Below are 24,971 nucleotides of genomic sequence, written 5' to 3'. Positions count from 1 at the left end.
ACCTGGCCAGATTAGCCTGTTAGCCGCCACAGGCTTACCGACTCTTCACCCAGTTGCAGCGAGATCGCGTTTTGCCCGTCATGCAACTCGCCGTCGCCTTCCAGCCGTTGCCATTGGCCTGCGGCCAGCAACGGGCTGTGTGGCAGGGTCACGCTGCCGTTACCGTCACGCTGTAACGCCACCAACACCTGTTCCTGTTGGTAAATACGCACAAACACCAGCGTTTCAGCGGCGGCATGCAGCACCTGACAACCGCCGCGACGCAGCGCCAGACTCTGTTTGCGCAGCGCCGCCATGCGCTGGTACAGGGCCAACAGGTTCTGATCCCACTGGCTTTCATCCCACGGAAAAGGCTTGCGGCAGAACGGGTCGTTGGCCCCATCCAGACCAATCTCGTCGCCATAATATAGGCAGGGTACGCCTATCCAGCTCATCAGCCACACCGCCGCCATGCGCATCCGCGCCTGATTGCCCTGTAATAGCGTCAGAAAACGTGCAGTGTCATGGCTGTCGAGCTGGTTGAACTGAATCAACTGACGGCCATGCGGCAGCCCGGCCCGATAACCGTCCATCCACTGGGCGCAGTCCGCCGCATCCAGCTGCACCGGGTGGTGCGCCACGTCCAGCCCGGCGAGGAACCCCCGCACCGGCAGGGCAAAGCCCATGTAATTCATTGCCGCATCTTCCACGCCGGCATGCAGCCAGCGACGCGCGTCGCCAAAATGCTCGCCCAGCACGTAGGCCTGCGGGTTTTCCTGTTTAACCGCCTGATAAATGCCCGCCAGATGCTGCAAATTGCCGGTTGCGCCCCCGTTCTCACCCAGCATGTGCACCACATCCAGCCGCCAACCGTCAATGTTGTACGGCGGCCGTAACCAGTGACGCACCACACTGGCGTCACCGCGATAAATCGCTTCCGCTACCTGCGGTTCAGCGAAGTTAAGCTTCGGCAGGCTGGCATTCCCTTTCCAGTCGAGTGCGCGGCCATCGGGGTAGAAATTGAACCAGCCACGGTAAGGTGAATCGGGGTGATGGCAAGCGCCGTTGTCCCCTTGCTGGTGGCGGTCAAACCACGGATGCGAATCGCCGGTATGGTTAAACACCCCGTCCAGCACCAGTTTCATCCCCACCTTGTGAGTACTCACTCGCAAACGCTGCAGGGCGGCGTTGCCGCCGAAATAGGGATCGACCTGGTAATAATCTTCGGTATCGTATTTATGTACGCTGGGCGCGGTGAAAATCGGATTCAGATACAGCGCCGTCACGCCCAGCTGCTGTAGATAAGGCAGTTTTTGGCTGATGCCATCCAGATCGCCACCGTAGAAGGTGGACGCAGCATGCCGGTCTTCCAGCGGATGGTGCCAATCCTGACGCACAACATCACAACCGGCCGCATGATGACGATAGCTGCCGCTCTGAATGCCGTGTTCCCCCCCGCTACTGGAGAAGCGATCGGGGAAAATTTGATAGAAAACCTGATCCGCCACCCAGGCCGGGCTGCGGTCGGGCACGTCGACAGCAAACTGCGCCAGTTGCCCCGGCGGCGTCAGCGACCAACCCTGGGGGCCGAACCATTGCTGACTGGCGGCCCAAACCAGCTTGAAGCAGTAACGGCGGGTCGGCTCACCCTCATTGAGCGTCAAACTGGCCTGATAGCGATGCAGCCCGTCAATATGCTGCACTTTCATCGTCAGCAACCATTCTTCATTATCCGGCTCGGCGCGTAAAAACACCCGTTCGGGCACATCATCACCCTGTAACCACAGCGTGATATCAAGACGTTGCCCCTTCTTCACCACGAAGGGCGGGACCGGTTGATGCCAGGCGTTAAGCATGACTTTCCTCCTGCTGTACAAAACGAAATCGACGACGTTATTCAATGCCACGAACAATGCCACGTTGAGTGCCAGTCCCCCTCCTCTTTGGTCGGTAAACTCGGGGAGGAGCCGGGGGGTGGAGATAGTCGGTCAGCGGCAAGCCTATGTAAAAAAGGGTAAAAAGACGCACATTGTGGCCCGCAGCCATTAGGCTAACGTGTTTTGAGTCTATTGGATATTTTTTGCACATTTTTTAAGGAGCGGCAATGCAACAACAGATAACCCTGTGGCTGGAGAAGTTCGGGCTGGAATTTAGCGGGGTGATGTCTCTGCTGATGGTGCTGGGGCTGATCGTCCTGATTTCGGTGGTGATCCATCTGGTGCTGCACCGCGTAGTGCTGAGGGCAATCCAGCGCCGTGGCCAGCAATCGCAACGCGTATGGCAACAGGCAATCACCCAATACAAGCTGTTCCAGCGTATGGCGTTGTTATTGCAGGGGGTGATCATTAATCTGCAGGCGGTGCTGTGGCTGCACGCCGGTGGCCAGACGCAGGCGGTTATCGTCACCGCCGCCCAGGTGTGGATCATGGGCTTCGCCCTGCTGTCATTGTTTTCCCTGCTGGATACGCTGTTGGCGATGCTGCGCCAAAGCCCGATTTCAAACCAGTTGCCGCTGCGTGGTATTTTCCAGGGGCTGAAGCTGGTAGCCGCCATCCTGATCGGCATCATGATCGTCTCCTTGCTGATGGGTAAATCACCCTTGCTGCTGCTCAGCGGCCTGGGGGCGATGACCGCGGTGCTGATGTTGGTGTTCAAAGACCCGATCCTCGGTCTGGTAGCCGGTATTCAGCTTTCCGCCAACGATATGCTTAGCATCGGCGACTGGCTGGAAATGCCGAAATACGGCGCAGACGGTGCGGTCACCGACATCGGCCTGACCACGGTAAAAGTGCGCAACTGGGATAACACCGTCACCACCATCCCGACCTACGCGCTGATCTCCGACTCTTTTAAAAACTGGCGCTCCATGTCGGAATCCGGCGGGCGTCGCATCAAGCGCAGCATCAATATCGACACCACCAGCGTGCATTTTTTGTCGGATGAAGAACAGCAGCGGCTGAACCGCAACCCGCTGCTGCAACGCTATCTGAACGATAAAACGCAGGAGTTAAGCCAACATAACCAGCAGATTGCCGTAGATCTCAGTTCCCCCCTCAACGGCCGCCGCCTGACCAACCTTGGCACGCTGCGCGCTTATCTGGTGGCGTACCTGCGCGCCCACCCGAATATTCATCAGAATATGACGCTGATGGTGCGCCAATTAGCACCAATGCCGGAGGGCCTGCCGCTGGAGATTTACGCCTTCACCAACACCACGGTCTGGGCGGAATACGAAAGTATTCAATCGGATATCTTCGACCATATTCTGGCGGTGATTAACGAATTCGACCTGCGGGTACATCAAACGCCAACCGGCAACGATATGCGCAGCATGCTCAGCCAGATGCACCAGGCGCCCGACCTTTCCTGACGCAGGTTGACGTAACTGTTTCTGCCGGTAATGACTCTCAACCCAGGGGCAACGGATGTCTCGGTTCGCTTCTCTTTCGGCATAAAAACCGCGTTAATGCGTTGATTATCGCCCGCAGAAGGAAAAGAGGATTGCTGAAATCATTACGCCACCGGCTGTTTACCCTGCTGGCCACGCTGCTGTTTATTGGCTGCCTGCACAGCGCTTCACTGGACGAAAGCCATATGAGTCGGACCTTGCAGCCAGCGCTTAGCGCCCTGAGCAGCAATATGCAGGATATCCGCGAGATGCTGGCGCGCGCAGCAGGAGAAGGGAAGGAAGAACGGCTGAACGACAGCAGCCTGCGCATCGAAGCTCGCTCCTCCGGGGACGATGAGCCAGAGGAAAAGCATTAAAAAAACACCGGCGCATGGCCGGTGTTTTCATTTTCAATCCTGCTGCTGCGCCAGCACCGCCAGCTTCTTCTGGTGGTTGAGCTTGAAGTAGTAGCCCGCCAGCAGTACCACCACCCAGACCAGACCGGCGTACAGCGATACGCGGGTGGTTGGGAAGTAGCCGATCAGACCGATGATAAACACCAGGAAGATGATCGCCACCACCGAGGTAAACACGCCGCCACGCAGCGGGAAGGCCAAGTTTTTCACCTGATCTTTGCTCAGGCTGCGACGGAAGGCAATCTGCGAGAACAGGATCATGATCCACACCCACACGGTGGCGAAGGTCGCCAGGGAGGCAATCACCAGGAACACGTTTTCCGGCATGATGTAGTTGAGATACACCGCCAGCAGCAGCGCCAGCATCATCACCACCACAGTGACCCACGGAATACCGCGTTTGGAGACCTTGCTGAATATCTTCGGCGCGTGGCCCTGTTCAGCCATGCCGTGCAGCATGCGACCAACGCCAAACACGTCGCTGTTAATCGCAGACAATGATGCGGTGATCACCACAAAGTTAAGGATACCTGCCGCCACGGTAATTCCCATGTGCTGGAAGGTCAGCACGAACGGGCTGCCATTGGTGCCCACCTGGTTCCACGGGTAGATAGACATGATGACAAACAGCGTACCGACGTAGAACACCAGAATACGCCACGGCACCGAGTTAATGGCCTTGGGAATCGAGCTTTTCGGATCTTTGGCTTCACCGGCGGTGATACCGATAATTTCGATGCCGCCGTAGGCAAACATCACCAACTGCAGCGACAGGATCATGCCGATAAACCCGTTACTGAAGAAGCCGCCATTAGACCACAGGTTATGGATACCGGTCGGCTGCCCGCCGTTGCCAATCCCCCAGATGATGATGCCGATACCGGCAGCAATCATGATGATGATGGTGGCCACTTTGAAGAACGAGAACCAAAACTCCAGCTCACCGAACACCTTCACGCTCATCAGGTTGATGGCGCCAATCACCAGCACCACGCTCAGCACCCAAATCCAATGCGGCACCTCTGGGAACCAAATCCCCATATAGATACCGAACGCCGTCACGTCGGCAATCGCGACAATCAGGATTTCAAAACAGTAGGTCCAACCGGTGATATAGCCGGCCATCGGGCCAAGGTAGTCCTGCGCGTAGCGTGAAAACGAACTGGCCTGCGGGTTGTTGACCGACATCTCGCCCAGCGCGCGCATGATGATAAAGGCGACAATACCGCCAATCAGGTAGGCCAGCAAAACGCTCGGGCCGGCCATTTTAATGGCGTCCGCCGAACCGTAGAACAGACCGGTGCCGATAGCCGAGCCAAGAGCCATAAAGCGAATGTGACGCGTACTAAGACCGCGTTTCAGCTTATTGGCCGCAGGAGCGGCGGGTGACTGTTGTTGCATGAAGATAACCCGTGTTTTTTAAACGTAAAAAAGCCACGGACAAGTCCGTGGCCCAAAATTTAGCCGGGGAATTAGGAGTGCGCGGTCACTTCGGAGCGCGAACAAACCCGGTCATAAATTGCGACCAGCACCAGCATCAGCAGCGACGGCGGCAACCATGCCAACCCTTGATCCGCCAATGGCAGGTGATTGGTCCACTCCGGCAGGAAGTGCTGGAAGGTGGACGCTTTCACCGCGTCAAGGATACCAAACAACAGGCTGACTAACATCACCGGCGCGATGATACGCGGCGCGCTGTTCCACCAGCGCTGAGTGAAACTCAGCACCACCAGCACGATACACGGCGGATAAATCGCGGTCAGTACCGGGATAGAGATCTGGATCAGATGGCTCAGGCCCAGGTTGGAAACCAGCATCGAGAACAGACCCAAAATGAACACCAGCGTCTTGTAAGAGAACGGCAGGTATTGGGCAAAGAACTCGGCACAGGCGCAGGTCAGGCCAACCGCAGTCACCATACAGGCGATAAAGATCAGCGCGGCCAGGAAGAAGCTGCCCAACCCACCGAAGGTGTTCTGTACATAAGCATGCAAGATCACCGCGCCGTTGGTAGCGTCCGGTACCAGCACACCGCTGCCGGAACCCAGCTTGAACAGGCTCAGGTAAACCAGCGTCAAACCGACACCGGCGATCAGGCCCGCCAGAATGGTGTAACGCGTCAGCAATTTGGCATCCTTCACGCCGCGGGAACGCGCAGCGTTAACAATGACGATGCCGAAGACCAGCGCGCCCAGCGTATCCATGGTCAGATAGCCGTTAACGAAGCCGGTAGAGAATGGAACGTTCTGATAGACCTCGGTGGCCGGAATTGGCGTACCCGCAGGCCAGGCCAGCGCGGCAATACCCAACGCGCCCAGCGCAACAATTTTCAGCGGTGCCAGTACGTGGCCAACGGTATCGAGCAAGCGGCCCGGATACAAAGAGATGCCGATCACCAGTGCGAAATACACTAGGCTGTAAATAAACAGCGGCATGGCACCGTCACCGGTCAGCGGTGCAATGCCCACTTCGAAGGAGACGGTCGCGGTGCGCGGGGTGGCAAACAACGGGCCAACGGCCAGATAGCAGACGGTCGCCAGCAGCAGACCGGCGCGACGACCAATTGGCGTGCTCAGGGCGTCAATGCCGCCACCGACACGAGCCAGCGCGATCACCGTCATCACCGGTAGACCGACGGCAGTGATCAGGAAGCCGATAGCTGCAGTCCAGACGTGTTCACCGGACTGTAAACCGACCATCGGCGGGAAAATGATATTCCCGGCACCGACGAATAAGGCAAAGGTCATAAAACCCAGTGCAATAATATCTTTTGACGTTAAACGATGACTCATACGATGTCGTGTTGCCTGTTCAAATGAAAAAAAGTGTCCGATACGTGGTGGCGTTATGCCCCACCCGGTTGCCGGCTTGCCATTTCATCACGAGACCAAATAAGAGCAGAAAACGCATAACGTCCGGCGTTTTGTCCTTATTCGAAAGTGACCACTCATGATGATGGGCAGAGTTTTAGGAGTTATAAATGGAGGTTTAGTCCGACAACGGGGGCTAAGTTAAACGTTTATAGCGTTGAAAGGCAAGACGCATGACAAAAAGCAGAGTTATAGACCAGATAATCTTTCGGGGCCAGTCGATCATAGTGGCTATCAATAAATATACAATACATGATTTGTATAATTTTTAAGCGACAGATTCACAAAACGTGAAGGCTTTGGCTAATGACCGCGCGAAAACGCCAATAAACAGCCAGTTTTCGCGCAGTCTGAACGGGTTTTTCGCCGTTACCAAACCTGCCGGGCAATATTCACCACGCTTTGCAGTTTATTCCACTGCTGTGACTCACTCAGGCTGTTGCCCTCTTCAGTCGAGGCAAAACCGCACTGGGTACTGAGGCAAAGTTGGCTGTGGTCGACAAACTGCGCGGCCTCCTCAAGACGCTGTTTCACCTGTTCAGGATTCTCCAGCTCGCCGTTTTTGGTGGTGATCAGCCCCAGCACCACCTGCTGTTTACCTGGCTTAATAAAGCGCAGCGGCTCAAACCCGCCGGACCGCTCATTGTCATACTCCAGGAAGAAGGCGTCGATATTCACCTGACCGAACAGGATCTCCGCCACCGGCTCATAGCCGCCCTCGGAGATCCAGGTGGAGCGGAAGTTGCCGCGGCAAACGTGCAACCCAATGGTCAGATCGTCCGGCTTGTCGGCGATCGCCGCATTCAACACATCGGCATAAATACGCGCCAGGCGATCCGGATCCTCTCCGCGCTCGCGGATCTGCCGGCGTTGTTCGTCTGAACACAGATAAGCCCAGACGGTGTCATCAAGCTGCAGATAGCGGCAACCGGCATCATAAAATGCCTTGATCGCATCGCGATAGGTTTGGGCCAGATCGTCGAAATAGGCGTTCAGATCCGGGTAGACCTGACTGTCTATGGCCTTGCGCCCACCGCGAAAGTGCAGCACGCTCGGGCTTGGAATAGTCATTTTCGGCACCGTATCACCGGCGATCGCCTTCAGGAAGCGGAAATCTGCCAGCATCGGATGCTGCGGGTTAAAGCCCAGCTTACCGACCACCTTGATGCTGCGCGCTCGGGTTTGCACGCCGTTGAACTGGATCCCCTGTTCCGCGTCATAGCCTTCCACGCCGTCCAGCCCTTCCAGAAAATCAAAATGCCACCACGCCCGGCGGAATTCGCCGTCAGTCACCACCGCCAGGCCGAGCCCTTGCTGTTTGGCCACCGCCAGACGGATCTGCTGATCCTCAACCGCCCGCAGCTCAGTAGCGTCAATATCGCCTTGTTGAAACTGTTGGCGAGCGGTTTTCAGCGCTGCGGGGCGCAACAGACTGCCGACAACGTCAGCGTGAAAAGCGTGGTTGCAATCGCACATATTATGACTCCCGGTAGCAGGTAAAAGATCGGGCCTTTACCTCAGTAATTGACAGTTTGAATTATTACGTCAGGTTATTATGGACATCCAGACGTCTAAAAAGGATAGAGAGCATGCTGTCATACCCACTGCAGGGCAGCAATAGAAGAATTTTCATTGGTAGTGAGAGAAATTCATGTTGAGGGCGAATCAACGCCCCGAGGGAAATTTATTGCAGACCCAACGCCTGGCGGGTTTTCTGCAAAGTAGCAGAAGGCAGCGGCAGATAGCCGTCATGGTTCACCAGGTTTTGTCCGGTGTCGGACAGGACGCGATCGAGAAATGCGGCGGTCAGCGGCTCCAACGGCTGGTTGGGCGCTTTGTTAATGTAAATATACAGATAGCGCGACAGCGGGTAGCTACCGTTGCGCACGTTGACGTCGTTGGGGGTGACATAGTTTTCGCCGGACTCGGCCAGGGGCAACAGCCGCACACCACTGGCGCGAAAACCAATGCTGGCGTAACCGATACTGTTCAGTGAACCGGCCACCGCCTGCACCACCGAGGCAGAACCGGGCAGTTCATTGACCCGTGGCATAAAGTCACCGCCACACAGCGCACGCAGTTTGAAATAGCCGTAGGTGCCGGATGCCGAATTACGCCCAAAGCGTTGCAGCGCACGCTGCTGCCAATCGCCGTTCAACCCCAGTTCACCCCAGCGCGTCACCGGCTGGTTTTCGCCACAGCGCAGGGTAGCGGAGAAAATTCGGTCTAGCTGCTGCAGATTAAGACCGCGCAGCGGGTTGTCCTGATGTACCAACACCACCAGCGCATCGACGGCGACCGGCACTGCCAGCGGCGCATAGCCATAGCGGTGTTCAAATGCCGACACTTCCGCCGCCTTCATCGGTCGGCTCATCGGCCCCAACTGCGCGGCCCCCGCAGCCAAAGCGGTCGGCGCAGTTGAGGAGCCCGCGGCCTGGATCTGCAAATTAACGTTGGGATAATGCTGGCTGAAGTCCTGTGCCCACAGCGCCATCAGATTCGCCAGCGTATCGGAACCGACGCTCGACAGGTTGCCGGACAGCATGCCGTCCGGCTGCGCTAATGCGCCACGGCTCACCAGCAGCGCCAGGCAAAGCAACAGCCCTCGGGTCATTCGGATCATACCAGCCTCTCGCGCGTTAATTTTTCACCGCATTCTCTGATAAAGCTGCGGGAACAATCAACCGGTTAGGCAAGGTAAAGATGAATCGGGTGCCGATGCCCTGCTCACTGAGGATCTCCAGCCGCGCGTCATGGTGGCTGAGCGCATGCTTGACGATCGCCAGCCCCAGCCCACTGCCGCCGGTCTGGCGTGAACGGGCCTTGTCGACGCGATAGAAACGTTCGGTCAGGCGCGGAATATGCTCGGCGGCGATGCCCGGCCCATTATCACTGACCTGGAACTGCGCGCCGCTTGGCGTCTGTTGCCAGCTCACTTCAATATTGGTGCCCTTTGGCGTGTGATTGACGGCGTTGTACACCAGGTTTGATACCGCGCTGCGCAGTTGGTCGTCGTTGCCGAACACCTTGAGCTGTTCGTTCACCCGGAAGCTAATCTCATGGTTGCCGCCGCTCAACGACTGCGCTTCGCGTTGCAACACCCGCAACATCAGCGGGATATCGACCCGTTCGTTCATCTCGACGTTAGGCGCCGCCTCAATCCGCGACAGCGTCAGCAGCTGTTTGACCAGCCCATCCATACGCCGGGTCTGCTCTTGCATGGTGCCCAGCGCTTTGCCGCGCAGCGAGCCATCCAGCTCTTCGTCGCTCATCATCTCCAGGTAGCCCTGCAACACCGTGAGCGGGGTACGCAGCTCGTGGCTGACGTTGGCGAAGAAGTTGCGTCGCGCGCCTTCCAGCTGGCGCATTTGGGTGACGTCACGCGCCACCATCAGTAATTGCCCTTCGGAATAAGGCATCACGCGGAATTCGACGTAGTGCTCATTGTTCAACTGCAGCGTCAACGGCCGGGTGAACTCCTGCTGTTGCAAATAGTGGCTGAACTCCGGATAACGCAGCAGGTTAAGGATGTGCTGACCATTGTCTTCCGGCCAGCGGAAACCCAGCAGATGCTGCGCCAAACCGTTACACCAAAAGATATTGCCTTCGACGGTAGTCATCACCACCGCATCGGGCAGCGATTCCGCGCCGCTGCGGAAGCGTTTGATCAACAGCGCCAGTTCACGCCGCCGACGGCGATTACGCTGCTGCATCTGGTACAGGCCGTAAAACAGCGGCTCCCAGCTCCAGCGCCCGGGTGGCGGCGTCATGCTGCGGTCAACCCACAGCCAGTGGGAAAGTTTGAGTTGGTTGTAGAAATTCCATACCAGCGCCGCCAGCACGGAGGCCAGCAGCAACCAGGGCAGATAACCGAAAATCAGCCCCAGCAACAAGGCAGGCAAGCAGAAAAGGGCCAGCTCCAGGGCCAGCCTCTTCCAGGATAGACGTTCTAGCACGGCATATTCTCCAGCGCGTCGCGATCAGTAGCGCGTTGAGAATCGGTAGCCGGTGCCCCGAACGGTTTGAACCATTTTGTCATGACCACTGGTCTCTAACGCCTTACGGAGCCGACGGATATGCACGTCAACGGTGCGGTCTTCCACATAAACGTTAGTGCCCCAGACGTGATTAAGCAACTGTTCGCGGCTATAAACACGCTCTGGATGAGTCATAAAGAAGTGCAGCAATTTGAACTCGGTCGGCCCCATATCCAGCGCCTGCTCGTTGGCCATCACCCGGTGTGAAGAAGGATCCAGGCTCAGCCCTTGCATTTCAATCACTTCTTCCACCGCCATCGGTGAAATGCGGCGCATTACCGCCTTGATGCGCGCCACCAGCTCCTTCGGCGAGAAGGGTTTGGTGATGTAATCATCCGCCCCGACCTCCAGCCCACGGACACGGTCTTCTTCTTCACCGCGTGCGGTCAGCATCATCACCGGAATATCGCGGGTCATCGCTTCACGCTTCATATGTTTAATAAACTGAATGCCGGAACCTCCGGGTAACATCCAGTCGAGCAACACTAAATCAGGGAACGGCTCAGACAGGCGCGTCACTGCGCTGTCATAATCCTCAGCTTCCAACGGTTGGTAACCATTCTGTTCCAACACAAAGCACACCATCTCACGGATCGGCGCTTCGTCTTCCACCACCAGTATGCGTCTTGCCATCGTCAATCCTGCCAATGTGTTAGCGATCACAGTTGATTGCGGGCGCCATTATGCGTCAGTTTTGTGACAGATTTATGAAATAAATAGCCATGAAATAAACCGGGTGTCATAGGCAGTAAGCATAGCGATTATTTCTAATAATACAGAAACATCATATTCCCTTTATAATCCCTGCCATTACTCTATCGCCCCGGGAGTGTCATGCGCCTGATCCACACCTCTGACTGGCATCTTGGCCAGTATTTTCTCACCAAAAGCCGCGCCGCCGAACATCAGGCTTTTCTGCGCTGGCTGATCGAACAGATCGAACAACAGCAGGTGGATGCGCTGATCGTCGCCGGGGACCTGTTCGATACCGGCTCGCCGCCAAGTTATGCCCGTGAGCTGTATAACCGATTCGTGGTGGATCTGCAGCGCACCGGCTGCCAGTTGGTGGTGCTGGGCGGTAACCACGACTCCGTGGCAACCTTGAATGAATCGCGTGAATTGCTTTCCTGCCTGAATACCACCGTGATTGCCAACGCACAGAGCGAAACCGAACAGCAAATTCTGGTGCTGAATCAGCGCGATGGTCAGCCGGGTGCGGTACTTTGTGCCATCCCTTTCCTGCGCCCACGCGATCTGCTCACCAGCCGAGCCGGCGACTCCGGAGTGCAAAAACAGCAGGCGCTGCAAGAGGCTATCGCCGACCATTATCAAAGGCTGTACCAAGCGGCCTGTGCGCGTCGCGATGCGCTGGGCTTGCCACTGCCGATTGTTGCCACCGGCCACCTGACCACCGTGGGCGTCACCACCTCCGATTCGGTGCGCGATATCTACATTGGCACGCTGGACGCCTTCCCGGCCCAGGCCTTCCCGCCGGCCGACTACATCGCGCTGGGGCATATACACCGCGCGCAGAACGTCGCCAAATCCGAACATATTCGCTACAGCGGCTCGCCGATCCCACTCAGTTTTGACGAGTTGGGCAAAGCCAAAAGCGTGTTTATGGTGGATTTCAGCGCGGGCGCTCTGCAACAGGTCACTGCGCTGGAGATCCCCAGCTTCCAACCGATGCAGCTTATCAAGGGTGATTTGGCGCAGATCGAACAACAATTGCAGCAGTTCGCCGATTATCAGGGTGAACTACCGGTGTGGCTGGACATTGAAGTGGCAACACAGGACTACCTTAGCGACATTCAGCGCCGCATCCAGTTACTGGCCGATCAACTGCCGGTAGAAGTGGTGCTGTTGCGCCGCAGCAAAGAACAGCGGCGCCAGGCCATTGAACAGCAGGACAAGGAAACGCTCAATGAACTGAGCGTCAACGAGGTGTTCGAACGGCGGCTGGCGCAGGAGCCTGAAATGGCCGAAGAACGTCGGCAACGAATGAGCCAAATGTTCCAGCAGGTGGTCGAGTCCGTGCGGCACAACGACCAGGAGCCGAGCCAATGAAAATCCTCAGCCTGAGATTAAAAAACCTCAATTCCCTGCAGGGCGAATGGAAGATCGATTTTACCGCCGAGCCCTTTGCCAGCAATGGGTTATTCGCCATCACCGGGCCTACCGGCGCGGGCAAAACCACCCTTCTGGACGCCATTTGTCTGGCGTTGTACCACCAGACGCCGCGCCTTAACGTCACGCCGAGCCAGAACGAGCTGATGACGCGCCACACCGCCGAATCGCTTGCGGAGGTCGAATTTGAAGTTAAAGGGGTCGGCTATCGCGCCTTCTGGAGCCAGCGCCGCGCCAAAAATGCCCCGGACGGCAACCTGCAGGCACCTAAAGTGGAGCTGGCGCTGCGTGAAGACGGAAAAATTCTGGCGGACAAGGTACGCGACAAGCTAGATATGACCGCCGCGATCACCGGGTTGGACTTCGGCCGCTTCACCAAATCGATGATGTTATCCCAGGGGCAGTTCGCCGCCTTCCTCAATGCCGATGCCAACGATCGTGCCGAACTGCTGGAAGAACTGACCGGCACCGAGATCTACGGCCAGCTTTCCGAGCGAGTTTTCGAACAGCATAAGCAGGCCAGGGCCGATTTGGATGCGCTGCATCAACGCGCCAGCGGCATTGAACTGCTCAATGACGAACAGCGTCAGCAGCTTGAAAACCAATTAATTGAGCTGGGAACGCAGGAAAATACCCTTGGCGAACAGGCCCACCAGCAGCAGCAGGCGCTGAACTGGTTGCAGCAGTGGCAACAAACACAACAAAAACAACAGGAATACCAACGTCAACTGAACGCGGCACAACAAGAACAGGCGGCGGCCGCACCGCAACTGCAGCAGTTGGCGCGCAGCGAGCCGGCAGAAAAACTGCGGCCGTTGCTGAATGAACGTAACCGCTGCCGCAACGATCAGCAGGCGCTGCAACAGCAGATAAGCCAATTAACGCAACAGCAAGAGCAACAGCTAGCCCAGATGGCGCCGTTGCAACAGGCGGTGGAGCAGGCCCGTGCGCAACTGCAGGCGCATGTTGAACATCAGCAGACGCAACAGCGGCTGATCGACGAGCAAGTCGTCCCGCTCGATCACCAGATTGCCCAGTTACAGAAAACGCAGGCCGATCTGCAACAGGCGTGCGATAGCGCTGCACAGCAGTATGCCCAGCAAAAAACAGCGCTGGAACAACTCGAGGTTCAGCGAAGCCAGTTGACCGCACAGGCCGGGCAGCATCAGGAAAAACTTAACGGCCTCACCGCCGCGCTGACGGCGCAGCAAAAACAGCAAAATACGCTGGAAGCCCAGTCGCCCCTGATGACACTGCGCCAGCGCCAGACCGAACTGGCCGAGCTGCGCCCGGTACGCCAGCAGTTATTTACCCTGTCTTCCCTGTTTAGCCAGGTCAGCGAACGTCTGGAGCAGCAGCGCAAGGAGTTTGCCGCCCGCCAGACGCAACTCGGCGAACATGAAAAACAGCTCGAAGAGACGCGGCAGCAGTATAAACAGCAAAAAGCCCACCAGACAGACGTGGAGAAAGCCCTCGAGCTGGAACAGCGCATCGTCAGCCTGGAAGCCGAGCGCGCCCGCCTGCAAACCGGTGAACCCTGTCCGCTGTGCGGCTCCTGCAGCCACCCGGCCATTGAGCAGTATCAGGCGGTAAAACCTTCTGAAACCGCATTGCGCCTGGCCCAGATGCGCGCCACAACCGAGGCTTTGTATACTCAGGGCACCGAACTGCGCACCCGTTGCGAAAGCCTGAAAGAACAGCAACAGCGCCAACAGCAGCTCATCACGCAAGACGAGCAACAGTTGGCTACTCACCTGCAGCAGTGGCAAACCCTCAGTACACCGCTGGTATTTGACTTTACCCTGCAAGACGCCGACCGCCTGAGCCAATGGCTGAACGCCTGCGACAACGAAGAACGTCAGGGTCAGGCCGCCCTGCTGCTGCACGAACAGGCGTCGCACGCCGTGCAGCAGGCCAAAGACCAATTGGCCACACTGCAAACGCAACAGCAGCAGGCGCACCAAGAGAAAGCACGGCTGGACGAGCGTTTCATCCTGCTGGAGAAAAGCCACGCAGAGGCCCAGTTGCAACAGCAGCGGCTGCAGCAACAGTGGCAGGACGGCGAACGAGTCCTTGGCGAGCAACGTTCGCAGCGTCTGGCCCTGTTTGGCGAACAGCAAATCACCCAGGTGCGCGAACAGTTACGCGCCCGGCAAACGGCCTGCGAGCAGGCCAGCCAGCAGGCGGCCGAACAGTGGCAGAAAGCCCAGGAGCAACGCGATCGGCTGAGCGGCCAGTTGGCCGGGTTACAACAGCAACTGCTGCAACAGACCGAGCGGCTGCAACAGGCGGAACAAGTGTGGCTACAGGCGTTGGCCGCCAGTGAATTCAGCGACGAAGCCAGCTTCAGCGCCGCACTGTTGGATGACGACCAGCGCCGACAGCTGCAACAGCGCAAAGAACAGCTGCAACAACGCCAGGTTGAAGCCAGCGCCCTGCTGGCACAGGCCGTTGACAGCCTGAAACAGCAGTTGCAACAGCGTCCCGAAGGGCTGGATGAGCATCAGACCGATCCCCATGCCCAGAGCCAGAGTCTGGCAGCGCTGGCGCAGCAGTTAAAAACCTTGCAGCTACGCCAGGGCGAAGTGCGCAATCAATTAGAAAGCGACACTGCCCGCCGCATCAATCAGCAGTCGCTGTTTGAGCAAATCAGCCAGAGCCAGAGCCAGTACGACGACTGGAGCTATCTCAATCAGCTTATCGGCTCCAAAGAAGGGGATAAATTCCGTAAGTTTGCCCAGGGGCTGACGCTCGATCACCTGGTGTATCTGGCCAATAACCAGTTGGGACGGCTGCACGGGCGCTATTTGTTGCAACGAAAAACCAGCGATGCGCTGGAGCTACAGGTAGTGGATACCTGGCAGGCGGACGCGCTGCGCGATACCCGCACCCTGTCCGGCGGTGAAAGCTTCCTGGTGAGCCTGGCGCTGGCACTGGCGCTGTCTGACCTGGTCAGTCACAAGACCAGTATCGACTCGCTGTTCCTCGACGAAGGCTTTGGCACGCTGGATGCGGAAACCCTGGATACCGCGCTGGATACGCTCGACAGCCTGAACGCCTCCGGGAAAACCATTGGTGTGATCAGCCACGTGGAAGCCATGAAAGAACGGATCCCGGTACAAATTAAGGTGAAAAAGGTCAACGGGCTCGGCATCAGCCGGCTGGAGCCGCAGTTCCGGCTGGAATAACCCAGCTCTGATTGAGAAAGAGGGTTGCAGCACCGGCGAAAGGGAGCCTGTGCCTAGTGAACCCCAGGGTTAACCCGCTTTAGCACCGGGCGTCAAACACCCGGATGCCATACTGCGGAAAAGCGGCGTCGGCGGAAACCAACGTCAGCCCTTCGGCCTGCGCCTGGGCGATCAGCATGCGATCAAAAGGATCCTGATGATGCGGCGGCAACTGGCCCGCCTGCTGACCGTGAAAGGCCGCCATCGGCAACGGCAAAAAATCTTCTGCCTCAATTATCTCGAAGATATCCTCCGGCAGCGTCAGCTTGCCCTGCGCACGCTTAATCGAAATCTCCCAAATGCTGGCCGCGCTGACATACACCACGTTGCCGGGATCGGCGATCTGCCTTCTAGCGTTCTCCCCCAGGCTGGGATCGTCTATCAACCACCACAACAGCACATGGGTATCCAGCAGCAGACGTTTCACTCGTCGCCCTCAAACAGTGCGGTGATGTCTGCATCGCCATCATTAAAATTGTCCGGTACGGTGAATTGGCCCCTTGCAGCACCCGGTTTGCGGGTTTGCCCCTTGATGGCCACCAGCTGAACATAAGGCTTCCCTGCTTTCGCTATAATCACGGTCTCTCCCTGTACGGCTTTATCCGCCAGTTGGCTCAGGTTGGATTTGGCTTCGTGCATATTGGCCTGAATAGGCATACGCGATCTCCTTAGCTAAGTTAGCTAAAGCATAGAGGGGAGTCCAGTTTTTGTACAGTGGATTGATTAAAGCGCGAGCAGGCCCGCGCTTTTTTGCAACGGTAATTAAAGTTGCGGCCACAGCCACGCCGCGCCGCGCACGCCGCTGGAATCGCCGTGAACCGCCTTGCGGATCGGGGTTTCGCATTCGCCACCGAACACCCAGGATTTCACCAACTGCGGCACCCGCTGGTACAACCGATCCACGTTGCTCATCCCCCCGCCCAGCACCACTATGTCCGGATCAAAAATATTGATCACATGCGCCAGCGATTTCGCCAGCCGCAGCTCGTAACGGCTGATGGCCTGCTCCGCCACCGCATCCCCTTGTGCCACCAACGTCATGATTTCATGACCTTTTAGCGGATTGCCGCTCAGGCGTGCATAGTCGGTGGCAAAGCCGGTGCCGGAGATAAAGGTTTCAATACACCCCTGCTTACCGCAATAACAGGGAACCTCTGCGCGAAAACGCAGCTCGTCATCATCCAGCCACGGCAGCGGGTTATGCCCCCACTCGCCAGAGATGCCATTACCCCCCGAGTGCGCCTGGCCGTTAATCGCCACCCCGGCGCCACAACCGGTGCCAATAATCACCGCAAATACGGTTTGCTTGCCGGCCGCTGCACCATCGGTGGCTTCCGACACTGCCAGGCAGTTGGCATCGTTGGCAATACGCACTTCACGGGCCAGCATCGCCGACAGGTCTTTATCCAGCGGTTGGCCGTTGAGCCAGACCGAGTTGGCGTTTTTGACCAGCCCGGTATAGGGCGACAGCGTGCCGGGAATGCCGACGCCGACCGAGCCTTGCTGGCCGGTATTTTCTTCTGCCAATTTCACCAGACCGGTAATCGCATCCAGCGTTTGCTGATAATCATGGCGCGGCGTGGCGATGCGATGGCGGAACAGTTCCTGCCCATCGTTGGCCAACGCGATCACTTCAATTTTGGTGCCACCCAGGTCGATACCAATGCGCACGATTTTTCTCCTCAATGCACAACAACGTTGCCACAGCCTAATATATTCAGTTGCCAGGATCACTCAATCAGCGCCGAGTGTGACGGTGATGGCAATTTCTGCATCGGATTCGCACCCGCTACCGATTATTAATTAGCCATCGGGTACACTGCATTTAATCAGTTAACTTATTGATAACATTTTCCGCATCATAAAATCCGGAGAGCAGCGATGAAACCTGCCATATTGATCGTCGACGACGACCCCGCCATTTGTGATCTACTTTGCGACGTCCTCAACGAGCATGTGTTTAGCGTGCATGCCTGCCACCGGGGCAGCGAGGCGTTAACCTTACTCAGCCAGCAACCGGATATTGCGCTGGTGCTGCTTGATCTGATCCTGCCGGACACCAACGGCCTGCTGGTGTTGCAGCAGATCCACCGTCTGCGCCCGGATCTGCCGGTGGTGATGCTGACCGGTCTGGGGTCCGAGTCCGACGTGGTGGTCGGTCTGGAAATGGGGGCCGACGACTACATTGCCAAACCCTTTAACCCACGCGTGGTGGTCGCCCGCGCCAAGGCGGTGTTACGCCGTACCGGTGCGCTGGCGCTGGAGCCGGCCACCGCTGGTCGGAACAAACCCGAAGGCTGGCAGTTCAACGGCTGGTGCCTGGATACTGCCCGCTGCACCCTACACAACCCGCAGCGACAACCGGTCGATCTGACCCAGGGCGAATACGGCCTGCTGCTGGCGCTGGTACAGCACGCGCGCAAAGTACTGACCCGCGATCGCCTGCTTGAGCTGACCCACAGCGAAACGCTGGAGGTGTTCGATCGCACCATCGACGTGCTGATCATGCGGCTGCGACGCAAGATCGAGATCAACCCGCATCAACCCGAGTTGATCCGCACCATTCGCGGGCTGGGCTATGTTTTCGCCGCCGACGTCAGCCAGCCGGTGGCTGCCGCCTGATATAATCCTGCAGTTCCGACAAGGGGCGTGCGCCATCGATCGCGTTGGCGCACAGTAGATTGAACCGCGCACAGGCATGCGCCAATTGCAGCGTCTCGGCCAAAGGCCAGTTTTCATGGCTGGCGTACAGCACCCCGGCGCAGAAGGCATCCCCGGCACCAACGCTGCCGACGATTTCAGTTTCGCCAACCTGCCACGACGGTTGCCAGCGCGCTTCACCGCCTTTCTCCAGCCCATATGCACCTTCCGGGCAGTGGATCACCACTCGCCGCCGCACACCGGCCAGCAATAGCTGTTCTGCGGCCTCGGCCATCAACTGCGGTTGCACCGCGCCATTGGCCGCACGCAATGCCAGCCCGGTAAACTCACCGCCCTCCAGCTCGTTGATCACCAGATAATCCAGCCAACGCAGCGCCGGTAGCACCAGCGGTCGATAGTGCGGATCGCCCTGGCGCGACACCAAATCCAATGAAGTTTGATAACCACGCTGCTGCATTTGCGCCAGCAGGCGGGCGCTGCGGGTGCCGAATTCCTCATCCGGGCGATCCAGGCTGTCGAGCAGCAGCAGATAACCCAGATGGAAAATTTTATGTTCAGTGTGCAGTTGGTCGAAATCGGCCAGATCCAACTGCCGGTTGGCCCCCGGCGCGTGAAAAAACGTCCGTTGCCCGCCCGGTTCGGTCATCACCTGCGACATGGCGGTCATCGCCGTTTCGCTACGTCTGACCAGGCCACTGTCGACCCGGTGCTGCGCCAGCATCTGCAGGATATAGTCACCGTCTGCGTCGCAGCCGATCAACCCGAGCGCCGCCAGCGGTAACCCGGTCTCCATGCGTGCCAGCGTCAGCAACACATTAAGCGGAGCGCCGCCGGTAGCGCGTTGGCTATGTTCTATCTCGACCAACCAGCCCGGCTGCGGCCAGTGCGCAATTTGATGCACATGATCCACCAGCATATTGCCGGCCGAAACAATGCCACGCCGGGTCATCACAACCGCCCGGCGCTGCCGAAAATATGCATTTGCTGCTGCACCACTTCGCTGATCGACTGCTCCACCGCCAGCAACACTTCGGCGAATTCATCGTAAATCGCGTGGCGTTGCGTTATCCGCTGCTCCACCGCCCCCAGCGCCGCCTGAGACATGCCGGTATAGAAATTGATTTTGTGAATTCCCAGGCCAATGGCGCGTTTGAAATCAGCATCGCTAATGCCGGAACCGCCGTGCAGCACCAGCGGGATCCCCGCCTGCTGCTGGATAGCCGCCAGCCGTTCAAAATCGAGCTTCGGCTCGCCTTTATATTTGCCGTGCGCATTGCCAATCGCCACCGCCAGCGCATCAATGCCGGTCAATTCGACAAATTCACGTGCTCGCTGCGGGTCGGTAAATTTATTGCTGTCAGCCTCGCCGTACAGCGCGCCGCCTTCGTCACCGCCGACCGCACCCAGCTCAGCCTCAACCGAGACGCCGACCGCGTGACACATGCGCACCACCTCCTGCGTCTGACGCACGTTCTCTTCGTAGCTCAGGCCGGAACCGTCGAACATCACCGAGCTGAATCCCAGCCGCAGCGCCTGCACCACCGCCTCGAAATGCAGGCCATGATCCAAATTCAACACCACCGGGATATCATGCTGCGCCACTTCACTTTTAATCGCCGCCACCAGGGACTCCAGCGAGACGTACTTAAAGTGCACTTCGGCAATATTGATAATAAACGGCGAACGCGCCGCCTGCGCCGCAGCGAACAACGCGCGCAGGAAATGGCTGTCGAGCACGTTGAATGCGCCCAGCGCATAGCCGTGTTGGCGAGCCTGCGCCAACCCCTGCGCCAATGAAATTAATGCCATGCTGGTTCTCCTTAAGCGATAAAGCGCAAATATTCATGACACAGCAACCACTGCGGTGGCTGGTCCTCTTCAATCTGGCTAAAGCGGCTGAGCGGCTGCAGGAAACGGTTGTCGTTATCGTCATCGTTTACCGTCGAGACTTCCCCTACCAAAACGTCTCCGAAGCCCTCTTCGCCCCAGAAACTGTGATAGATACCCGGCGTGAGACAGATGCTTTCTCCCGGCGCCAGGCGCAGGCGCGAACCGGCGGCGTGGGTCTGTCGACAGCCATCCAGCGTCACGGTCACGGCGGTCTCGGCCAGCCCTTCCCGAGAGTCTGCGTTGTGCAGTTCAACGATCAGGTTGCCGCCGCCGCGGTTAATAATGTCTTCCCGTTTACGCCAGTGGAAATGCATTGGCGTCACCTGAGCTTCGCGGCAATGCATGATTTTCTCCGCATAACCTTTGGCGTAAGGCTGTCCGCCGGGTGAACCGTTGCGCAGGGTAAACAGCGTTAGCCCCTTGCGGGCAAAATCATCGTCGCCGAACGCCGTGACGTCCCAACCCAGTTTCAGGTCAAACACCTCCTGCCACGGCTGGCGATCGAGCTGCTGCCAGACCGAGGGGCTAAAATGGGCGAAGGGCGGCAGCTGGACGTCAAAACGGGCAAAAAAGTGTTGGGTTTGCTGCAGAATTTGATTCACGGCGGAACGGTTCATGGTACCTCCGCAAGCGGTAGAGGAATGAGGGGCCCAGTCTGGCAGGCCCCGCCGATAACAGGTTATTTCACCGTCCAGCCTTTGTAGCTGCCGATATTGTTTTTATCGATCATGGTTACCGGGATCAGCACCGGCGCGGTTGGCGCAGGTTTACCCTGCAGAATGTCGTAACCGATCTCGACCGCCTTGGCCGCCATCACCTGAGGATCCTGCGCCGGCGTCGCGACAAACAGCGATTTCCCGCCGCGCTTGAGCGCCTCTTCCCCGTCCGGCGATCCATCCACGCCAACGATAAAGAACTCGCTGCGCTGCGCCTGTTTGGCCGCCAGATCGGCGCCGATCGCCGTAGGATCGTTAATCGCAAACACGCCGTCGATCTTCGGATTGGCCGCCAACAGCGCGGTCATGATCTCCAGCCCACCTTCACGGCTGCCCTTGGCATTCTGGTTATAAGACAGCAGTTTGATCTCCGGGTGTTTCTTCAACTCGGTCATGCAGCCTTCGACCCGGTTTTGTACCGCGGACACCGGTGGCCCGTTGATGATCACCACGTTGCCCTTCTCTTTCAGGCGATCGCTGATGTATTTACAGGCCATCGCGCCGGCCTGGGTGTTATCCGAGGTGATGGTGGCATCGGCACCTTCGGCCGCCACGTCAACCGCCACTACCACGATACCGGCATCCTTGGCGCGTTTTACCGCCGGGCCGATACCCTTGGAATCCGCGGCGTTCAGGATGATCATATCGACCTTGGCAGCGATAAAGTTATCGATCTGCGCCACCTGCTGGCCAAGATCGTAACCGCTCGACACCAGCGTCACGTTGACCTTATCGCCGGCCAACTCGCGCGCCTTCATTTCTGCACCCTTGGTGATCTGGACAAAGAACGGGTTGGCCAAATCGCCCACCGTCACCCCAATCGATTTCAACTCTTTTGCCTGCACCAACGAGGCACTGCCGAGCGCGGCAGTAACCAGCAAAGCGGTAATCAATGGTTTGAAACGCATAGTGTTTTCCTCATTATTTTCCGATCTACGAAAACCTGCCCCGGTGGGCGCCGACCTTTCTTTATCACTCACCCCGCAGCTTGAAAGACACCGGGTAAGTTAGTGTTGGTAGTTGCGGGTGCGATATTTGTCGATTAGCACAGCTATGATGATCACCGCCCCTTTGATCACCAATTGCCAGAAGTATGAGACGCCCATCAGCGTCATGCCGTTGTTCAAAGTGGCGATAATCAGCGCCCCCACCAGCGTGCCGGTAATGGTGCCAATGCCGCCGACAAAGCTGGTGCCGCCGAGGATCACCGCGGCAATCGCATCCAGCTCATAGCCCATGCCGAGGTTGCCGTTGGCGCTGTACAACCGTGAGGCACTCATTATTCCCCCCAACCCTGACAGCAAACCGCTCATGCCGTAGACGAACAGCAGCACCGCACCGACCTTAATCCCGGTCAGGCGTGCCGCCTGCATGTTGCCACCCACCGCGTAGATATGAACTCCCAGCGTAGTGCGGCGCAGAATGAACCAGCACAGCGCGATCACGGCAAAGGCGATAATTACCAACCAGGGGATCGGCCCCAGATACGAGTTGCCGATCCATTCGAAACTGATATCGGAATTGATGATGGTGGTGCCGTCGGCCAGCAGATAAGCCGCGCCGCGCAGTGCGGTATAGGTCCCTAGCGTGACAATAAACGGTGGTAAACCGGCGTAGGCCACCAGAAAACCGTTAAACAATCCCATACCCAAACCGGCCAGCAGCGCCAGTGGGATAGACAGCCCGGCCAGGCCCGGCATCAGTGAAACCGCCATCGCCACCACCGCCGTGGTGCCCAGCATCGAGCCAACAGAAAGATCGATACCGCCGGTCAGGATGATGAAGGTCATACCCGCCGCCAGCACGATGTTAATCGACGCCTGCCGGGCAATATTCAGCAGGTTGGCGTCGGTAAAGAAATTCGGTGCGACAAAGCCGAAAACGGCGACGATCAGGATCAATATCGGCAAAATGCCGACGGTTTGCATCATATCGCCCAACAATGCCCGTTTCAGCGTGGGATTTTTTGCGGCGGGTGGCAGCGGGTTCGAAGTCATGACAGGCTCCTTGAGCGTAGGGATAGAATTATTCATGGCTGGCCGCCTCCAGGGCGGGTTCGACGCCGGTGGCCAGCGTCATGATGCTCTCCTGGCTGATCTCGGTGCCGCTCAATTCCCCGGCAATACTGCCTTCGTGCATCACATAAACCCGGTCACTCATGCCAACCACCTCGGGCAGTTCACTGGAGATCATCAGGATCGCCACTCCCTGCTGCGCCATCTGACTCATGATGCGATAAATTTCGCTTTTGGCACCCACGTCAACGCCGCGAGTGGGCTCATCGAGGATCAGAATACGCGGGCCGATCGCCACCCAGCGTGAAATCAGCAGCTTCTGTTGGTTGCCGCCGGACAACCCACCGGCCCGTACCTGAGCATGCGGCACGCGGATATTCAGCAGGCCGATGGCGTCGCTGGAAATACTCTGAGCCTTACGCCGATTCAGCAGGCCATAACGGCCGTCACGCTCCAGCGTCGCCATCACGATATTTTCATGCGCTGCCAGATCGAGAAACAGGCCCTGCTCTTTGCGGTTTTCGGTGAGAAAACCGATGCCCAGCGCAATGGCGTCACGCGGTGAACGGATATTGACCGGCTTACCGTCAATTTCCACCGTACCGCCGCTGGACTTGCGCACGCCGAAAATCAGCTGCGCCAGTTCGGAGCGGCCGGCGCCCACCAGCCCGGCCAGGCCGACGATCTCACCGGCACGCACCTGCAGGCTGACCGGTTTCACCTTCTTGCCGTCGGTCAGGCCATGCAGCGTAAGGCGCGGTTCGCCCACCGCAATGCCCTGCTCCTTGTTGAACAGATCGCTCAACGGGCGACCCACCATCATGCGTACCAATTCGCTGGCGGACAGTTTGTCGCGCATCAGGCTGCCAACGTACTGGCCGTCGCGCAGCACGCTAACGCGATCCGACAGCTCGTAGACTTCCGCCATGCGGTGGCTGATGTAAATGATCGCCATCCCCTCATCGCGCAGTCGCTTGATCAACTCAAACAGCCGATGCGTCTCACGCGAAGACAGCGCCGCCGTCGGTTCGTCCATCACCAGGATGCGGCTGTTGCGGTGCAACGCGCGGGCGATTTCCACCTGCTGCTGTTCGGCAATGGTTAATTTCATCACCCGATCGCCGGCGCTGAACTGCGCGCCCAAACGATCGATGACTTTCTGTGCTTCCAGCAACATCTGCTGGCGCTTCACCAGGCCGCCGCGCTGGATCTCGCTGCCCAGAAAAATGTTCTCCGCCACCGTCAGATTCGGTGCCAGATTCATTTCCTGGTAAATCAGCGTGATGCCCGCCGCCAGGGCATCTTTTGGCCCTTTAATGGCAAATGGCTGCCCATCGATAAAAATTTCCCCGCTGCTGGCGATATAAGCGCCGGCCAATATTTTCATTAAGGTGCTTTTACCCGCGCCGTTTTCACCCATCAGCGCGTGGATCTCACCGCTATAAACCGTCAGGTTGACGCCCTTCAGCGCGTAAAACTGACCAAAACTCTTGGCGATGTTGTGCATTTCCAGGATCGGGGTCGCGCTCATCGTCATACCTCGGGTTGCGGTTCGGATTGAGTGCAGTTAACCACGCCTAAATAAATGCAAAATGTCAGCGGTCGTTCATCTTTGTCATATTGTTAATGGGACGGGGATTTATAA

Annotated in this window: 21 protein-coding genes; 5 read left to right on the top strand and 16 right to left on the bottom strand. The window is 57.8% G+C overall.

All coding sequences use genetic code 11. The annotated features are described in order from the left end of the window. Positions 1 to 11: 11 nt before the first annotated feature. Entirely contained in the window at positions 12 to 1,835 is a 1,824-nt protein-coding gene (malZ, locus tag SERS4_RS0105830; RefSeq protein ID WP_017891810.1) for a maltodextrin glucosidase, read from the bottom strand. Between the two features lie 248 nt (positions 1,836 to 2,083). Between malZ and SERS4_RS0105820 the strand changes: the two genes are divergently transcribed. Together SERS4_RS0105820 and SERS4_RS0105815 are read left to right on the top strand one after the other, a co-directional pair. Continuing rightward, the gene (locus SERS4_RS0105820) at positions 2,084 to 3,349 is read left to right on the top strand and encodes a mechanosensitive ion channel family protein (RefSeq protein WP_017891808.1); all 1,266 of its coding nucleotides are present in this window, start codon (positions 2,084 to 2,086) and stop codon (positions 3,347 to 3,349) included. Between the two features lie 131 nt (positions 3,350 to 3,480). Next, positions 3,481 to 3,744, top strand: a complete 264-nt coding sequence (locus SERS4_RS0105815) for a hypothetical protein (protein ID WP_017891807.1) — start codon at positions 3,481 to 3,483, stop codon at positions 3,742 to 3,744. Between the two features lie 33 nt (positions 3,745 to 3,777). Here SERS4_RS0105815 and proY read toward each other — a convergent pair whose 3' ends face one another. The 6 genes from proY to phoB form a co-directional block, all read right to left on the bottom strand. Then, positions 3,778 to 5,184, bottom strand: a complete 1,407-nt coding sequence (proY, locus tag SERS4_RS0105810; protein WP_017891806.1) for a proline-specific permease ProY — start codon at positions 5,182 to 5,184, stop codon at positions 3,778 to 3,780. Between the two features lie 71 nt (positions 5,185 to 5,255). Next, positions 5,256 to 6,575 carry a branched-chain amino acid transport system II carrier protein gene (gene brnQ / locus SERS4_RS0105805; protein WP_012005486.1) on the bottom strand — a complete coding sequence of 440 codons (1,320 nt, stop codon included), beginning with the start codon at positions 6,573 to 6,575 and terminating at the stop codon, positions 5,256 to 5,258. Positions 6,576 to 7,022: 447 nt separating this feature from the next. Beyond that, on the bottom strand, positions 7,023 to 8,129 hold the full coding sequence (locus tag SERS4_RS0105800) for a cobalamin-independent methionine synthase II family protein (RefSeq protein ID WP_017891805.1): 1,107 nt from the start codon (positions 8,127 to 8,129) through the stop codon (positions 7,023 to 7,025). A 208-nt stretch (positions 8,130 to 8,337) separates the two neighbouring features. Continuing rightward, the gene (locus tag SERS4_RS0105795) at positions 8,338 to 9,276 is read right to left on the bottom strand and encodes a PstS family phosphate ABC transporter substrate-binding protein (protein WP_026142230.1); all 939 of its coding nucleotides are present in this window, start codon (positions 9,274 to 9,276) and stop codon (positions 8,338 to 8,340) included. A 16-nt stretch (positions 9,277 to 9,292) separates the two neighbouring features. Beyond that, positions 9,293 to 10,609, bottom strand: a complete 1,317-nt coding sequence (phoR, locus tag SERS4_RS0105790) for a phosphate regulon sensor histidine kinase PhoR (RefSeq protein ID WP_017891803.1) — start codon at positions 10,607 to 10,609, stop codon at positions 9,293 to 9,295. A 24-nt stretch (positions 10,610 to 10,633) separates the two neighbouring features. Then, positions 10,634 to 11,323, bottom strand: a complete 690-nt coding sequence (phoB, locus tag SERS4_RS0105785) for a phosphate response regulator transcription factor PhoB (RefSeq protein WP_012005482.1) — start codon at positions 11,321 to 11,323, stop codon at positions 10,634 to 10,636. A gap of 201 nt (positions 11,324 to 11,524) precedes the next feature. On the opposite strand from phoB, the gene sbcD reads away from it, so the two are divergent. After that, the gene (sbcD, locus tag SERS4_RS0105780; RefSeq protein ID WP_017891802.1) at positions 11,525 to 12,757 is read left to right on the top strand and encodes an exonuclease subunit SbcD; all 1,233 of its coding nucleotides are present in this window, start codon (positions 11,525 to 11,527) and stop codon (positions 12,755 to 12,757) included. Then, a complete protein-coding gene (sbcC, locus tag SERS4_RS0105775; protein ID WP_017891801.1) occupies positions 12,754 to 16,005 on the top strand; it encodes an exonuclease subunit SbcC in 3,252 nt (1,083 codons plus the stop codon). Before sbcD ends, sbcC begins: the two co-directional genes overlap by 4 nt. Positions 16,006 to 16,084: 79 nt before the next feature. Here the strand turns inward: sbcC and SERS4_RS0105770 are convergent, their stop codons facing one another. The 3 genes from SERS4_RS0105770 to mak all read right to left on the bottom strand — a co-directional run bounded on the left by SERS4_RS0105770 (position 16,085) and on the right by mak (position 17,715). Further along, entirely contained in the window at positions 16,085 to 16,471 is a 387-nt protein-coding gene (locus SERS4_RS0105770; RefSeq protein WP_017891800.1) for a type II toxin-antitoxin system VapC family toxin, read from the bottom strand. Beyond that, a complete protein-coding gene (locus SERS4_RS0105765) occupies positions 16,468 to 16,701 on the bottom strand; it encodes a type II toxin-antitoxin system Phd/YefM family antitoxin (protein WP_017891799.1) in 234 nt (77 codons plus the stop codon). Before SERS4_RS0105765 ends, SERS4_RS0105770 begins: the two co-directional genes overlap by 4 nt. Before the next feature lie 105 nt (positions 16,702 to 16,806). Beyond that, on the bottom strand, positions 16,807 to 17,715 hold the full coding sequence (gene mak / locus SERS4_RS0105760) for a fructokinase (RefSeq protein ID WP_017891798.1): 909 nt from the start codon (positions 17,713 to 17,715) through the stop codon (positions 16,807 to 16,809). 210 nt (positions 17,716 to 17,925) lie between these two features. On the opposite strand from mak, the gene SERS4_RS0105755 reads away from it, so the two are divergent. Beyond that, entirely contained in the window at positions 17,926 to 18,666 is a 741-nt protein-coding gene (locus SERS4_RS0105755; RefSeq protein WP_017891797.1) for a response regulator, read from the top strand. On the opposite strand, the gene SERS4_RS0105750 is transcribed toward SERS4_RS0105755, so the two are convergent. From SERS4_RS0105750 to SERS4_RS0105725, 6 genes are all read right to left on the bottom strand, one after another. After that, on the bottom strand, positions 18,641 to 19,657 hold the full coding sequence (locus tag SERS4_RS0105750; RefSeq protein ID WP_026142229.1) for a carbohydrate kinase family protein: 1,017 nt from the start codon (positions 19,655 to 19,657) through the stop codon (positions 18,641 to 18,643). The two genes, SERS4_RS0105755 and SERS4_RS0105750, sit on opposite strands and share 26 nt — an antisense overlap. Further along, the gene (locus SERS4_RS0105745; protein WP_012005474.1) at positions 19,654 to 20,514 is read right to left on the bottom strand and encodes a ketose 1,6-bisphosphate aldolase; all 861 of its coding nucleotides are present in this window, start codon (positions 20,512 to 20,514) and stop codon (positions 19,654 to 19,656) included. Before SERS4_RS0105745 ends, SERS4_RS0105750 begins: the two co-directional genes overlap by 4 nt. A gap of 11 nt (positions 20,515 to 20,525) precedes the next feature. Next, positions 20,526 to 21,212, bottom strand: coding sequence for a D-lyxose/D-mannose family sugar isomerase (locus tag SERS4_RS0105740; RefSeq protein WP_017891795.1), 687 nt, complete (start codon positions 21,210 to 21,212; stop codon positions 20,526 to 20,528). Positions 21,213 to 21,274: 62 nt separating this feature from the next. Then, positions 21,275 to 22,219, bottom strand: a complete 945-nt coding sequence (locus SERS4_RS0105735) for an ABC transporter substrate-binding protein (protein WP_012005472.1) — start codon at positions 22,217 to 22,219, stop codon at positions 21,275 to 21,277. 99 nt (positions 22,220 to 22,318) lie between these two features. Continuing rightward, the gene (locus SERS4_RS0105730; RefSeq protein WP_017891794.1) at positions 22,319 to 23,308 is read right to left on the bottom strand and encodes a ribose ABC transporter permease; all 990 of its coding nucleotides are present in this window, start codon (positions 23,306 to 23,308) and stop codon (positions 22,319 to 22,321) included. A 28-nt stretch (positions 23,309 to 23,336) separates the two neighbouring features. Continuing rightward, positions 23,337 to 24,857, bottom strand: coding sequence for a sugar ABC transporter ATP-binding protein (locus tag SERS4_RS0105725; protein ID WP_012005470.1), 1,521 nt, complete (start codon positions 24,855 to 24,857; stop codon positions 23,337 to 23,339). Positions 24,858 to 24,971 lie beyond the last annotated feature (114 nt).

Source organism: Serratia sp. S4 (assembly GCF_000347995.1).
GTDB lineage: Bacteria > Pseudomonadota > Gammaproteobacteria > Enterobacterales > Enterobacteriaceae > Serratia > Serratia quinivorans.
The sequence above is the reverse complement of the archived record's forward strand: the minus strand, read 5'-3'. Positions and strand labels throughout refer to the sequence as shown.